Raw genomic sequence first — 12,933 nt, 5'->3', positions numbered from 1 at the left:
GAGAGGCCGGGGCGGTTCGCCCGCAGCGGTGTCTCTCGACCTGATCCCGGCCCGCTTGCTGCGACCACGTGTTCGGAAGGTCGCGCTGGCCGCGCTGGGAATCGGGCTCCTCGCGGGTGTGCTCGTGTACCTCATCGCCCCGTTGTGGGCCGCGATCGTGGTGGGCGTGCTGGTCGCGGCTCCGCCGACGATCGGCGCGTTCGCCGCGACCCACCGCCATCTGCGGATCGAAGGCACGGTCGTCACCGTCTCGGGCATGCTCCGTTCCCGGAGTGTGGATCTTCGGCAGCTCGCGGGGGTGGAACTGCTCGTCCGGGTCGCCCGCGTGTCCCAGGTGGTGCTGCGGGTCAACGACGGCAACCACAGCCTGGTGACGATTCCTCTGGCGCTCTACGCCGGCGAGGGAGCGCGCGAACTCGACGTGCTCGCACTGCGCACCCTCGCCAATGCGCTCGCAGCGAGCGAACTCGCACCGGCAGCGGCGATCTCGTCGGTTCTGGTGGAACAGCTCCGCGCCGAAGCACGCGACGCCGGCCTCGACGAACGGCCGCTCTACCGGGCGATCGTGCTCGCCCGGGACGCGGGACGGGTTCCTCAGACCACCCTGACCGATCACGAAGTGGCTTCGCTCATCGAGTGAGCAGTACCGGGGAGGGCGCGCGCCGGGTGCGGGTCGGTTGCGCGGTTTCAGGGCTCGAGAATCCAGGTGTCCTTGGTGCCGCCGACCCGCGTCCGGTCGACGATCGCGCTCCCCGTCGGCGCGACGCGGGTGAGCAGCGCCGGTGCGACTTCGGCGGACACCGAGGACCCGGACGTGACGAGGTGCACGAACGCACGGAGATCGACCGCACGGGGATGCACCGTCTCGCCGTCGAACGTCGGATGCGTCGACGACGGCACCATTTCGTGGGCCACGAACCGTTCCGGAAACGACATCACCTCGTGGCGGCGGAGGTCGAGTTCGGCGGCACCGGCCTCCGGACCGATCATGATCTCCGCGTCGTCGCTGCTGTCGACGGGTTCGACCACCAGTTCGCCGAGGTGGGCGAGAACATGGTCGCGGTGCGCACGGTCCGCACACGCCCATGTGGACACCTGGTCGAGCAGCGGACGCTGTCCCAGGTAGTACTCGATCATCGCGGGCACGTAGCCGAAGACGGACTTGTCCTCGGCCACGCCGCTGCCGAGCGCGTTGGCCAGCGTGAGGGTCCCGTCGCGCATCGCCGCGAGCAGTCCCGGTCCCAGCGGACGCCCGTCGTAGCCGGCCGACGACAGCAACCTGTCCTCGTCGATCCGTGCGTACAGCACATCCACCCGCGTGAAGGACGGCCCGCGCTGGATGTAGGTGACGTCGTCGCGCACGACCAGTTCGGCGGTCTGGACGAGCTCGATTCCCGCGAGATCTGCGATCATCGTGTGTTCGAACCAGCTGGGGTCCTGCGCTCCCGCGCTCAGGACGGCAACGGTGACGTCGCCGCGCGCTGCCGGGGGCGCAGCGTCCCGCAGCGTTCGTGCGATCTGCGAGGGAACCGTCTCGACGTCGACAACGCCGGTCGCCGGCCACAGATCGCCCAGGAAACGCCGCGTCATCGCACGGTGTGCCAGCGCATGTCCCGTACCCGACGGACTGCGGAGGTGGTCCCCGAGCACAACGAAGCGGCCCGGTCCTGTGCAGGCGAGGTCCACGGCGGAAATGTGTGCGCGCACCGCGCGTCCCTGCGACACCTTTCCGGTACTGCGGTAACCGCGTGCGAGATCGAGAACCTCCGGTGGCAGCACGCCCGCCGCGACGATCTCTCCGCGCCCGTAGATGTCGACGAGGAAGCTGTTCAAGGCTCTCGCGCGCTGCTCGAGCGCGCGTTGAAGGTGCTGCCACACTTCGGCGGTGACGATCCGGGGCACCACGTCCATGGGGAACGGCTGGGGGCCTCCGGCACCGCGCGCACGGAAGGTGAACTTCTCCGCGCGCTGCGTATGTCCGATGTCCTCCTGCACCTTCTGCAGCGCCGCAGCGCCGAACCGCGACAAGGCCTCGACCGTGCGCAGGTAGACGGCTCGCGGCGCACCGTCGGCGTCGATCGCTTCGTCGTACGGCGTATCGCCACCGGAAGACCGGTACCCGTGGAACAAGGTGCGGGGTGAGTGCGTCGCGGCCCCGGCCGACGAGGGGCAGCCGGCGGTTTCCGCGAGCAGATGATCAATGACATCGGTCAGTTTTCCTCTGCGGCGCAACACTCTTCGCTGCCGGGCGGCCGAACTTCCGCGCGTGGCGGCGTCCGATGCGAGCTGCGACACCAGGTCCCAGTCGCCGTTCTCTTCGAGTTGCGGCCGCACTGTGTGGACGAACCGCGTGAGAATGTCGACGGCGGGGCGGGGGAGTGACACGTCGAGATCGATGAGGTCGCCCTCCATGCCGCTTCGCGCTGCTCGCCACATCGCCGCCCGTACGAGCGTCGGCGACGGGACCGGGTTCGCGTCTCCCGCTCGCACCGTTGCGACTTCCCGGTCGACGAGGGCGCGGTAGAGACCGGTGACGAGCGTGATGGTGTCCACGGACGGGCAACTGTCGCACACGCGCAGTTCGAGGGTGGGCAGATGCGAGGAGGGGCGCACATCGAAATAGACCATTCCGGGATCGGTGATGACCCCACTCGACACCAGGTCTGCGACCAGTCGGTCGTACTCGGCGGCAGACGACACCGGCGCCGCGGGCCCGGAGGTGGGCCATCGGATCCACATCAGCGGCCGGACGCTCGAGTACCCGGTGTCCGAACCGTCCGGCCAGAACGGTGAGCTCGCGCTGAGCGCGAGGAACAGCGGAAGATGAGGCGTCACCCGGTGTGCCACCCGGATCGCTTCGTCGCGGTCGAAGATCTCGACGTGAACCTGGGTTCCGCAGATCAGCTGTTCATGTGCGAGCAGTTGGTAGTCCGTGAGCATGCGGCGGAACCGGGGAGTCTCGGTCACCCGGATCTCCTCCCGCACAGCCAGCGGGACCGATCCCGCTGCGACCACGCCCAGCCCCATCGTCGCCGCGGTGGAGACGAGGAACGCGCGCTTGGCCTGCAGGTCGGCTCGTAACGCGGCGAGACGGGTATGGACGGCGCTGTTGGCTTCCACGACACACCGCTGCATCTCCGCGACGTAACTCGCGTCGGACAGACGGGCGAGCAGTGCGGGTGCGCGCGGAACGAGACGTCGCGTCCTCACGTCGATGAGCTGAAATTCCTCTTCGACGCCGATCTGCCTCGGATGCACATCGACCACTCTCACGACGGTACGCGAGAGGACCTCGGTCCCGGCCGTCCTTCGGAACCGCAGGTTCGGGCCTCATTGTGTGGGCTGCGGCTACCAGGTGTGGTCGCCACCGATGACCGCCGGGGTTACCAGCGGCAAGTCGCCCACCACGTCGGTGCTCGTCGCCGCGGCGACGAGGAAACCGGGGGTGGTGCGGTGTTCGCCGTCGTCCTGACGCGCGCCCGCGGTCGACGGGAGGGCCCCGGCCATCGACCCACGTCCCGTCGTTCCTGCGATACCCGCCGCACCGGCTCCGCCCGCTGTGCCCGGTGCCATCGCCGCGCCCGGCACAGCCGGGGGGAGGGAGACGGGGTTCGACCCGGCGGCCCCGTAACCCGCGCCCGGCGCCGCAAAGGCGGACGACATACCTCCGCTCGCAGTGGCGCTCGGCACGGTATTCGGGAGGGTGTGCCCTGCGGGAACTGTCGGTGCGTATGCGGAGGGGGTGGTGGAGGCATCGCCACCCGGCGCTGCGGAGCCGGCGAGGCTGGAGACCGTTCCGGTGACCGTCGAGACGGTGTCGGTCGCGAGCCCGGAAAGCGCCCGCGGGTCGGTGAGCGCCGTCGCCACCGGCGCGGGCACCGGGATGGGCGTGGTCAGCGCAGTCATCGCCCCGGTGTGTACCGCGAGCTCACCTCGGGTTCGAGCGACGACGGCGAGTGCGGCGTGCAGGTGTTCGATTGCCGAGGCGATCAGTGCCGCTTGGCCGGGCGGCGTGATCGCCACCGGGGCAGCCGCAACCGCGATCGACACGAAAGAGCTTGCAATACCGGTCAACTCGATGTTTCCCCGCTCGACACTTGCGGTCGCCGCGCGCGTCACGGCGCCGATCCGGTCGCCGCGGTCGGCGAGTTCGACGCTCGCCTGCCGGGCACGGAGGCTGTGATCGGCGGCAGAATCTGCGGTCGAGCCCTCCCACGATTCGGGAAGAGCGTGAAGTGCGCTGCGTCCCAGCGCCGTCGCGTTCTCGAGGAGCCGTGACCCCTGCTGCAGCACGGCCGAGGGATCGAGTGCCTCGACGACTCCCGTGCCGAAGAGCGAGCCGAGTTCGGTGAGTGGCCGCAGGAACTCGTGGAGATCGGGTAGGACCGGAACCGGAAGCGACTGCAGCAGTTCCGTGATCGCATTCGCGTCGGGCAACGGGGGAAGCTCCCCCAGCGGCGGCGGTGTGGGGCACGTGAGCGCCGGGAGCGGCGCGTCGAGCACCGGTCCGACGGGAGATGCACGGAGTGCGTCGAGAACGGTCGGCGCCGGCGGAAGAGCGGTGTGCACGGCCTGGTTCACAGTGCCCCCGTTGCCTGCGACAGTGCTGTTGCGGTGGTGACATCGGCGCTCTCGTACCCGGCTGCGGCCTCGTGCGCCGCGATCCCGCAGGAGCCGTACGCGAGAGCGAGTTGCCCGACGGCGCGGGTGTGCTCGGACTGCGCTGCGCCGAAGACGCCGAGGAACTCGGCGCCGATCAACCCCAACGCCGGGCTGAGCGACGCGATGTTCGCGTGCAGATCGATCGCCCCGGCGTGCGCGACACTCTCGGCCGCGTGCAGATTCGTGGTACCGAATGCCCTGATTCCCTCTGGCACCACCCGGATTCCGGCACCGGGAAACAAACCGCTCATCGAACCCCCCTCGAAGATCAGTGTGCCGAGCACTGTAGCTCGAGGCACCTGCGTCGGCGAGGTGACAGCCGGCGGTCGGCGGCCGTGCGCATCCCGATCGGTGTGTCCTCGGCCGCGGACCGTCAGAACAACGGATTGGGGCGAACGAACCGCTCGTCGATGTCGGGGATCGACCGGGCCCCGGCGAGCGCCATGGTGAGATCGAACTCGGCGATCACGTTGCGGATCACTTCTTCGACCCCGCGCTGTCCCGCGACGGCCAATCCGTACATGTAGGGCCGGCCGAGCAGCACGGCGTCCGCACCGAGCGCGAGCGCGACGAACACATCGGATCCGCTTCGAATACCGCTGTCGAGCAACAGAGTAGGTTCACGCCCGATCGCGGCCCGGATCTCGGGAAGCGCGTCGAGCGACGCGATGGACCCGTCGATCTGGCGCCCGCCGTGGTTCGACACCACGATCGCGTCGACACCCAGATCGACGGCGCGGCGGGCATCGTCGGGGTGCAGAATTCCTTTGAGCACGATCGGCAGGCTCGTCCGGTCGCGGAGGGTAGCGAGGTGCTCCCAGCTCGAGCCCGGATTCGAGTAGATGTCGAGGAAGGTTTCCGCGGCTGCGCGGGGCATCGGGGAGCGAAGGTTGTCGAGAAACCTGCCCGGATAGTTGCGGGTCATCGACATCAGCGTGCGGACCGCTCCCGCTGTGATGTCCGGCCGTTCCGTGACGAAGTCCCGCGCTGCGGCCACCCGCTGCCGGACGATGTCGAGGAAGCGCGGATCCGAGGTGTACTGGGCGATGCCTTCGCCCCGCGCGAACGGCAGCGAACCGAGATTCAGATCCTGGGGACGCCATCCCAGCATCGTGGTGTCCAGCGTGACGACGACGGCTTCGGCACCGCTCGCCTCCGCCCGACGGAGCAGGCTGTCGACGAGGTCCTCGTCCGAACTCCAGTAGAGCTGGAACCAGCGGGACGCCGAGCCCATCGCGGCGGCGCAGTCCTCCATCGGGTTACAGCCCTGATTGGAGAAGATGTACGGCACGCCGGTCGACGCCGCTGCCCGCGCGATCGACAGGTCGCTGTCGCGGGCCATCAGCGCGCCGGCGCCCACGGGGGCAAGCAACAGCGGCGACGACAACGACGTGCCCGCCACCGTCGTACTCAGGTCACGCTCGGTGACACCGTGTGCCATCCGCGGAACAATCGCCCACCGGTCGAACGCGCGCCGGTTGTTGCGCATCGTGCGCCCCTCGCCGGCGCCGCCGGCGACATACGCCCAGGCCCGCGTCGAGCTGGCGCGCCGCGCGGCGCGTTCGAGATCGCCGAACGCGGTCGGCACTGCGGGCCGGCGCCCCAGCGCTCCGCTGCGGTAGACAACGCCTTGGCGGTCTCGGCCGGGACCGGCGGCGGTCACAGGCACGGTGGTTTCGCTCACGAGTTCCCCTTTGCTCGGGCGCACAAGTGCACCGATCCTTCCGCAGAACGGCGGAACAGGACACTACTACGCCGGGGACTTCCGGTAACGCGGCACAGGACCCACGACGACCGCCGTCGCGGCAACGAAACCCAGCCGTTCACCGTCGTCGGCGCATATGCTTCGCAGGATCTCTCCGGACTCACCGACCCCAGGAATCCCATGAACCTCTTGCGTGCTCTCGGTGCCTGCACGATCGCACTCGGCATCTCTGCTTCCGCGACGGCGGGGATCGCCTCTGCGGCAGCGACCGTCCCGTTCCAGATCGACCCCGCATCGTTCGGAAACCCGAACGGGAGCTTCGACGTACCGCCGTCCAGATGCGTGGCCGTGCTCGAGGATCGCCCCGGTATCGTCACCATCTCCGGCGGGAAGCAGGACGGGTGGGGCTGCATCATCGGCTCGGAGGTGACGTGGCTGAACCTGTCGACCGGCGCCTCGGGCACCGCGTGGCTGTCGGACGGGCTGAACGGGTTCCCGCCGAAAACCACTCTGAACACCGGCAGTGGGCAGGTTGTTCTCACACTCAGGTCGACAGTCGGCACGACCACGACCCCCGGTTTTGCCACCTTCTCCGTGCCGTAGGTGATCGGGCGACCCATCTCGTCGTAGATTCTCGATTGACAGGTCATCGCACACATGTTCGACTGTCTGTATGCGGTGGGCGGCTCAGACAGTGGATGCGGACGACGGAGCCCTGCCCGGACTGGATCGGGCGGGTCTCGTACGCAGCGTGCAGACCCCCGAGTTCGAAGGAATCACGTTCCACGAGGTGCTCTGCAAGAGCGCGCTCAACAAGACCCCCGAGGCATCGAAACTGCCCTTCCGGTACACGGTCAACACCTTCCGAGGGTGCAGCCATGCGTGCCGGTACTGTTTCGCCCGGCCCACGCACGAGTATCTCGATCTCGACGCCGGCCACGACTTCGACAGTCAGCTGGTCGTCAAGACCAACGTGGCCGCTGTGCTGCGACGGGAACTCGCGCGCCGGTCGTGGACCCGCGAGCACGTCGCACTCGGCACCAACACCGATCCCTATCAGCGGGCGGAGGGGCGATACCGGCTCATGCCCGGGGTCATTCGTGCCCTCGCCGAATCCGGCACACCCTTCTCGATACTCACCAAGGGCACCCTCCTGCGCCGCGACCTGCCGTTGCTGACACTCGCTGCCCGGCAGGTCGATGTCCGGCTCGCGGTGTCTCTGCCGATCGGCGACCACGACCTGCAGCAGCAGATCGAGCCGGGCACCCCGTCGCCCAGGGCGCGTCTGGACATGATTCGCGCCATCACCGACACCGGGTTGTCGTGTCACGTGATGGTTGCTCCGGTCATCCCGTTCCTCACGGATTCGAGCCGCCACCTCGACGAACTCTTCGCAGCCCTCGCCGCTGCCGGCGCGTCCTCCACGACGGTGATCCCGATGCATCTTCGCGGTGCCACCCGCGGATGGTTCCTGTCGTGGCTCGGGCAGGAACATCCTGCGCTGATGCGGCGTTATCGCGCGCTCTACGGGCGCGGTGCCTACGTGTCTCCGGAATACTCGCGCTGGCTCGACGACCGGGTTGCCCCACTGGTCGAGCGTTACGGACTCGGCGGCCGGAAACTCGAGCATCGGGAGATTCCGCCGGTGTCTTCCGAGCGGGGTAGGGAAGACGCCGGCACGGTCGTCGCGCCGACCCTGTTCTGACTTTCTCCCGGCCGGAAAGCGTTGTCCGCCGGAGCATTGCGGTGTAGCCTCGGGCCGGTGAACACCGGGCCGGCATCATGCCACACACGGATTGGTGATCCGGTGGAGTTCTGATCTCCGCACAGGCGCCGACACGGCGTCGTGACACCACAGTTCGAGGACCGCCTCGCTTTCGTGAGTACCGCAGCCACTACTCCACGAACAGAAAGCGAGGTCTCTTCATGCCGGCTACGTTCAACCACACCATCATTGCGTCGAAGGATCGGAACCGATCGGCCGACTTCTTCCGCGAACTGCTCGAACTCGGGGAAGCCCCGTCCTGGGGTGTGTTCACGAACCTCGTGCTCGACGACGGCGTTCTGCTGCAGTTCGCGGAACCGCCGGTGGACATCCAGATGCAGCACTATGCCTTTCTCGTCGACGACGACCTGTTCGACCGTGCCTACGCGCGACTGACCGCGGGCCGCATCGACCACTGGGCCGATCCGCAGATGACCCGGCCGGGTGAATGCAACTCCGGGCACGGTGGGCGAGGGGTGTATTTTTTCGACCCGTCCGGGCACGCCATCGAGATGATAACCCGTCCGTATCTGTAACGTCAGGGGAGGATGTCGAGTCGGCGATCTGTCCGAAACGGAGAGTGTGATGACCGAAGCGAATGTGGCGGGTGGGCTCCCGATCAGGATCGTCGATATCGGGGATCTTCCGGCAGACATGCTCGACGAGTTCTACGACGATGTTCTCACGCCGTCGTTTCCGGACGAGGAACTGCTCTCACCCGATGCGCTCGCTGCCGCCCTTGCCGACCCTGCGGGGACGATGTGCGCCTCCGTAGCTGTCAGCGACGACGGATTTGTCGTGGGGGGCGCTGTCGGACAGTGGTTTCCGGAATGCAGAGTGCTCTTGACGGTGTATCTCGCAACGCACCCGGGGCGCCGCGGCGGTGGGATAGGCCGGGCGGTGCTCCGGGCCGTGAGGCAAGAGTGGCTACGGCGATACGATCCGCTGCTCATCCTCGGAGAAGCGGAAGATCCGCGCCATCACCGCGACAGAGGGTTCGGGGATCCGGGCCGGAGGCTCGCGTTCTACGTGAACGAGGGGGCACGCGTGCTCGACGTGCCCTACTTCCAGCCGCGGTTGCGGCCGGAGGACGTGCGGGTGCCGCATCTCCTGCTTTTGGCGTTCGCCATCGACGATCGGTCCCGGCGCGGCGACGGTCTCGATGCCGCGCCGGTCCGGTGCTTCCTGGAGAAGAACCTGCTGGCGAACGAGGGCACGATCGGTGACGATCCCGAGACGTCGGCGCTGAGAAACGCGGTGGAAGGTCCGGTCGTGCAGTGGGCGGACCCGCTCGCCGCACACCACGGGAGTTGAGGCTCGGCAGTCCGTTCAGGCGGGGAGGTCGAGCAGGAACTTGTCGAGGACGGCACGTGCGTCGTCGGTGATCGGGCGCGGGCCGCCACCGAGTGCGGTGCTCACATCGATCGAATCGGCCAGGGCGACGCACCGGCCCTGCTGGAACAGCGCCGAGCCCACCGTGAGCGAGGACGTGCCGACGCGCAGTATCCCTGTCGCGATGACGACCTCGTGGGGATAGAAGACCTCGGAAAGATAGTCGATCTCCACCCGCGCGAGTACTGCACGCTCGAACAGTGGGCTTCCGTGTGCCGGCGCGATCGCTTCCATGATCATGACCCGGGCTTGTTCGAAGTAGCGCGCGATCGAAATGTTGTTGATGTGCCCGAGCGCGTCGGTGTCGCTGAACAGCGTCGTGATCGTTCGCTGGATGGGATAGAGATCGAGCGAGGTGCGGCGCGGGTCGTGGCGCATCGGGGAACCGCCTTCGGGTGTCGAGTCTGTGGCGCTACACAACCTAGCGGCCCGCGGCGACGGGGTGTCAGGCGAGTCGGCGCCGTTCGGCCAGACGAGTGCGCACCTTCGCGAACGCCTCACCCATCACGGCCACCTCCTGCGGATCGAGTACGTCGAACATCGCAGCCCGCACTGTGGCGACGTGCTCCGGACTCGCGTCCGTGAGGGTCGACGAACCCTTGTCCGTCAACTCGGCCCAGGCGCCGCGTTTGTCGGACTCGCATTCCACTCGGCTGACCCACCCGGCTTTCTCCATCCGTGCGATCGCCCGCGTGATTCCGCTGCGGGTGGTCGTGCTCGCCTCCGCGAGATCGCTCATGCGCATGCGCCTGTCGGGTGCTTCGGACAGGAGCACCAGGATTTCGAAGTCGGCGGAGGAGATTCCGGCGTCGCGGAGAAGTTGCTTGTCGAGTTCTTTGAACAGCATGCGAGTGACGTCCAGGTAGGACCGCCACAATGCTTGTTCCTCGTCGTCCAGCCACGTCGTCGCCATATGTGCACTATATCCGAAGTAGTTGACTGTGCAACGAACCGTGTGCAACTCTGGTTGAGCAATCAACTACATCGGTCCGGCGTACGATCGCCGGTGGACGGAGGAGGCCGCGATGACCGACGACCGCACCGGCTCGGCCGACCGGTTCGAGCAGCAGCGCGAGCGGATCCGCGCCCGATATCTGGCGCCCCCGGCTACCCGCCCGGCGTCCTCGGCGCGGGGACTTCACCACACGGCGCTCGTGAGCAGCGATGTGGAACGCACCGTCGAGTTCTATCAGGGGTTGCTCGAGTTTCCGCTCACCGAGGTGATCGAGAACCGCGACTACGCCGGATCCTCGCATTTCTTCTTCGACATCGGAGACCGGAATCTCCTGGCGTTCTTCGACTTTCCCGGCCTCGACCTCGGGCCGTATCGCGAGGTCCTCGGGGGGCTGCACCACGTCGCGATCAGTGTGGAACCCGTGCGATGGAATCGCCTGCGAGACAAGCTGGTCGACGCGGGTGTGGACCTGCTCGAACACAACGAGGTGTCGCTCTACTTCCGGGACCCCGACGGAGCACGACTCGAACTGATCGCCGATCCACTCGGCGAGATGTACGGATCCGACGTGCTCTGACCCGATCCGCTCCCGCGATCCCTACGTCCGTCCCTCGATCGGAGGCACCGAATCCATGAGCAACACAGAGGCAGATCCCACCGAGATCCGGTGTTGCACCGAGGATCGCGCGGTCGGCGCCGCGCGGCACCCACGCGTGGAGATCATCAGCGCGCGCGACGTGCCTCTCGGTGGTCCACGAGCCATGCCCGTGCGCCGCACTCTGCCGCAGCGGCAGCGCTCACTCATCGGCGCATGGTGCTTCGTCGACCACTACGGTCCCGACGATGTGGCCGCGACCGGCGGCATGGATGTCGCACCCCATCCGCACACCGGCTTGCAGACCGTGTCGTGGCTGTTCACCGGGGAAATAGAGCACCGTGACAGTCACGGTGTGCACGCACTCGTCCGTCCCGGGGAGGTCAATCTCATGACCGGCGGGCACGGCATCTGCCACTCGGAAGTATCGACGGCCGGCACGACCACGCTGCACGGCGTGCAACTGTGGGTGGCGCTGCCGGACGGTGCCCGGGATGCTGCCCGCGACTTCCAGCACTACGTCCCGCCGGCCATCGATCTCGGCGGCGGGAGGGCGCGGGTGTTTCTCGGGACCCTGGCCGGGTCGTCCTCGCCCGTCACCACGTTCACGCCGCTGCTCGGTGCCGAGATCGTCGTCGAACCAGGCGCGAGCGTCACGGTCGAGATCGATCCCGCGTTCGAACACGGACTGCTGGTCGACACCGGAGCTGTCGAGTTGTTCGACACGCGGTTGTCCCGCGGTGTGCTCGGCTATGTCGGAACCGGCGTGTCCTCGCTGTCGGTGGTGAACCCCGGCGACAGCCCCGCGCGCCTGGTGCTGCTGGGCGGAACCCCGTTCGGCGAAGAGATCGTGATGTGGTGGAATTTCGTCGGTCGAGACCACGACGAGATCGCCGCCTTCCGCGAAGAATGGGAACGGGAATCCGACCGCTTCGGCCGGGTGGACGGCTACGCGGGCGAGGTGGCGCGCCTGCCTGCTCCGCAGTTGCCCCACGCTCGTATCCGACCGCGTCGCAACCCGCCGACCGCAGACGCGCACTACCGACCCCGGGAAGAGAACCGATGAGTACCGCAGCCCACGACATCCGGCTCGACGTTCGGCGCGCGGACGAGCGCGACAAGACCACGATCGGGTGGCTCGATTCGCGTCATTCGTTTTCGTTCGGGCACCACTACGATCCCGCCAACACCCACCACGGGGTGCTGATGGTCAACAACGACGACATCGTCTCGGCCGGACAGGGATTCGACACGCATCCGCACCAGGACATGGAGATCGTCACGTGGGTCCTGGAAGGGTCGCTGGTCCACCAGGACTCGGCCGGGCACTCCGGTGTGCTCTACCCGGGCTTGGCTCAGCGGATGAGTGCGGGGACAGGAATCCTCCACTCCGAGAAGAACGATGCGTGGCGTTTCGACGGGGCGAGCGGCATTCACGCCGACCGGCACGACGATCCGGTGCACTTCGTCCAGATGTGGGTGCTGCCCGACGAAGCGGGCATCACTCCCGGTTACGAACAACTCGAGATCGACCACGAACTGCTGTCCGGGGGTCTCGTACCGGTGGCGTCCGGCATGACGAAGTACGCCGACCATTCCGCGATCCGCATCAAGAACAAGTACGCGGCGATGCACGTGTCCCGGGTCCGGCCCGGGCAGCCGATCGGACTGCCGGACGCACCGTACCTGCATGTCTTCGTCGCCCGCGGTGAAGCGGCGCTCGAAGGTGTCGGTCCGCTGGCAGCCGGCGACGCCGTGCGCATCAGCGGTGGGGGAGGGCAGCAGGTGACCACCCGGTCCGGTGCCGAAATCATCGTGTGGGAAATGCACGCGGCCCTCGGCAGCCCCGCAGCATGACC

Annotated in this window: 14 protein-coding genes; 8 read left to right on the top strand and 6 right to left on the bottom strand. The window is 67.7% G+C overall.

Features of this window, described 5'->3' with window-relative positions; all coding sequences use genetic code 11:
- Positions 1-28 precede the first annotated feature (28 nt).
- The gene (locus tag HF886_RS09855; protein ID WP_169652181.1) at positions 29-640 is read left to right on the top strand and encodes a hypothetical protein; all 612 of its coding nucleotides are present in this window, start codon (positions 29-31) and stop codon (positions 638-640) included.
- Positions 641-687: 47 nt separating this feature from the next.
- On the opposite strand, the gene HF886_RS09850 is transcribed toward HF886_RS09855, so the two are convergent.
- The 4 genes from HF886_RS09850 to HF886_RS09835 form a co-directional block, all read right to left on the bottom strand.
- Entirely contained in the window at positions 688-3,267 is a 2,580-nt protein-coding gene (locus tag HF886_RS09850) for a carboxylate--amine ligase/circularly permuted type 2 ATP-grasp protein (RefSeq protein WP_346765340.1), read from the bottom strand.
- Between the two features lie 81 nt (positions 3,268-3,348).
- Positions 3,349-4,581 carry a hypothetical protein gene (locus tag HF886_RS09845; RefSeq protein WP_346765339.1) on the bottom strand — a complete coding sequence of 411 codons (1,233 nt, stop codon included), beginning with the start codon at positions 4,579-4,581 and terminating at the stop codon, positions 3,349-3,351.
- Positions 4,578-4,913 (bottom strand): type VII secretion target, encoded by a 336-nt coding sequence (locus HF886_RS09840; RefSeq protein ID WP_169621757.1) that lies wholly within the window; start codon positions 4,911-4,913, stop codon positions 4,578-4,580. The genes HF886_RS09845 and HF886_RS09840 overlap by 4 nt, the downstream gene beginning before the upstream one ends.
- 122 nt (positions 4,914-5,035) lie before the next feature.
- The gene (locus HF886_RS09835; protein WP_346765338.1) at positions 5,036-6,346 is read right to left on the bottom strand and encodes a lactate 2-monooxygenase; all 1,311 of its coding nucleotides are present in this window, start codon (positions 6,344-6,346) and stop codon (positions 5,036-5,038) included.
- Between the two features lie 201 nt (positions 6,347-6,547).
- Here HF886_RS09835 and HF886_RS09830 point away from each other — a divergent pair, with 201 nt between their 5' ends.
- From HF886_RS09830 to HF886_RS09815, 4 genes are all read left to right on the top strand, one after another.
- On the top strand, positions 6,548-6,970 hold the full coding sequence (locus HF886_RS09830; protein WP_169652180.1) for a hypothetical protein: 423 nt from the start codon (positions 6,548-6,550) through the stop codon (positions 6,968-6,970).
- Positions 6,971-7,040: 70 nt separating this feature from the next.
- Complete coding sequence (locus HF886_RS09825) at positions 7,041-8,072, top strand: Rv2578c family radical SAM protein (protein ID WP_169652179.1); 1,032 nt, start codon at positions 7,041-7,043, stop codon at positions 8,070-8,072.
- A 221-nt stretch (positions 8,073-8,293) separates the two neighbouring features.
- The gene (locus HF886_RS09820; RefSeq protein WP_169652178.1) at positions 8,294-8,668 is read left to right on the top strand and encodes a VOC family protein; all 375 of its coding nucleotides are present in this window, start codon (positions 8,294-8,296) and stop codon (positions 8,666-8,668) included.
- A 49-nt stretch (positions 8,669-8,717) separates the two neighbouring features.
- The gene (locus HF886_RS09815) at positions 8,718-9,446 is read left to right on the top strand and encodes a GNAT family N-acetyltransferase (protein WP_169652177.1); all 729 of its coding nucleotides are present in this window, start codon (positions 8,718-8,720) and stop codon (positions 9,444-9,446) included.
- Between the two features lie 15 nt (positions 9,447-9,461).
- Here the strand turns inward: HF886_RS09815 and HF886_RS09810 are convergent, their stop codons facing one another.
- Positions 9,462-9,902 (bottom strand): acyl-CoA thioesterase, encoded by a 441-nt coding sequence (locus HF886_RS09810; RefSeq protein WP_169621762.1) that lies wholly within the window; start codon positions 9,900-9,902, stop codon positions 9,462-9,464.
- A 67-nt stretch (positions 9,903-9,969) separates the two neighbouring features.
- Complete coding sequence (locus HF886_RS09805) at positions 9,970-10,437, bottom strand: MarR family transcriptional regulator (RefSeq protein ID WP_169621763.1); 468 nt, start codon at positions 10,435-10,437, stop codon at positions 9,970-9,972.
- 112 nt (positions 10,438-10,549) lie between these two features.
- Between HF886_RS09805 and HF886_RS09800 the strand changes: the two genes are divergently transcribed.
- From HF886_RS09800 to HF886_RS09790, 3 genes are read left to right on the top strand one after another with little or no spacing between them, the layout of a single operon-like run.
- Positions 10,550-11,056 carry a VOC family protein gene (locus tag HF886_RS09800; protein ID WP_169652176.1) on the top strand — a complete coding sequence of 169 codons (507 nt, stop codon included), beginning with the start codon at positions 10,550-10,552 and terminating at the stop codon, positions 11,054-11,056.
- Positions 11,057-11,111: 55 nt separating this feature from the next.
- Entirely contained in the window at positions 11,112-12,140 is a 1,029-nt protein-coding gene (locus HF886_RS09795) for a pirin family protein (RefSeq protein WP_169652175.1), read from the top strand.
- Complete coding sequence (locus HF886_RS09790; RefSeq protein ID WP_169652174.1) at positions 12,137-12,931, top strand: pirin-like bicupin family protein; 795 nt, start codon at positions 12,137-12,139, stop codon at positions 12,929-12,931. Before HF886_RS09795 ends, HF886_RS09790 begins: the two co-directional genes overlap by 4 nt.
- The last annotated feature ends 2 nt before the right edge of the window (positions 12,932-12,933 follow it).

This window comes from Rhodococcus sp. 105337 (assembly GCF_012844225.1).
Classification (GTDB): Bacteria; Actinomycetota; Actinomycetes; order Mycobacteriales; family Mycobacteriaceae; genus Rhodococcus.
Note: the sequence above shows the minus strand (reverse complement) of the source record. Positions and strands in the feature narration are given on the sequence as shown.

Bases quoted from the DNA above. Each gene is read 5' to 3' on its own strand.
- HF886_RS09840 (WP_169621757.1), bottom strand. From the start codon at position 4,913: ATGAGCGGTTTGTTTCCCGGTGCCGGAATCCGGGTGGTGCCAGAGGGA.
- HF886_RS09830 (WP_169652180.1), top strand. From the start codon at position 6,548: ATGAACCTCTTGCGTGCTCTCGGTGCCTGCACGATCGCACTCGGCATC.
- HF886_RS09825 (WP_169652179.1), top strand. From the start codon at position 7,041: ATGCGGTGGGCGGCTCAGACAGTGGATGCGGACGACGGAGCCCTGCCC.
- HF886_RS09820 (WP_169652178.1), top strand. From the start codon at position 8,294: ATGCCGGCTACGTTCAACCACACCATCATTGCGTCGAAGGATCGGAAC.
- HF886_RS09815 (WP_169652177.1), top strand. From the start codon at position 8,718: ATGACCGAAGCGAATGTGGCGGGTGGGCTCCCGATCAGGATCGTCGAT.
- HF886_RS09810 (WP_169621762.1), bottom strand. From the start codon at position 9,902: ATGCGCCACGACCCGCGCCGCACCTCGCTCGATCTCTATCCCATCCAG.
- HF886_RS09805 (WP_169621763.1), bottom strand. From the start codon at position 10,437: ATGGCGACGACGTGGCTGGACGACGAGGAACAAGCATTGTGGCGGTCC.
- HF886_RS09800 (WP_169652176.1), top strand. From the start codon at position 10,550: ATGACCGACGACCGCACCGGCTCGGCCGACCGGTTCGAGCAGCAGCGC.
- HF886_RS09795 (WP_169652175.1), top strand. From the start codon at position 11,112: ATGAGCAACACAGAGGCAGATCCCACCGAGATCCGGTGTTGCACCGAG.
- HF886_RS09790 (WP_169652174.1), top strand. From the start codon at position 12,137: ATGAGTACCGCAGCCCACGACATCCGGCTCGACGTTCGGCGCGCGGAC.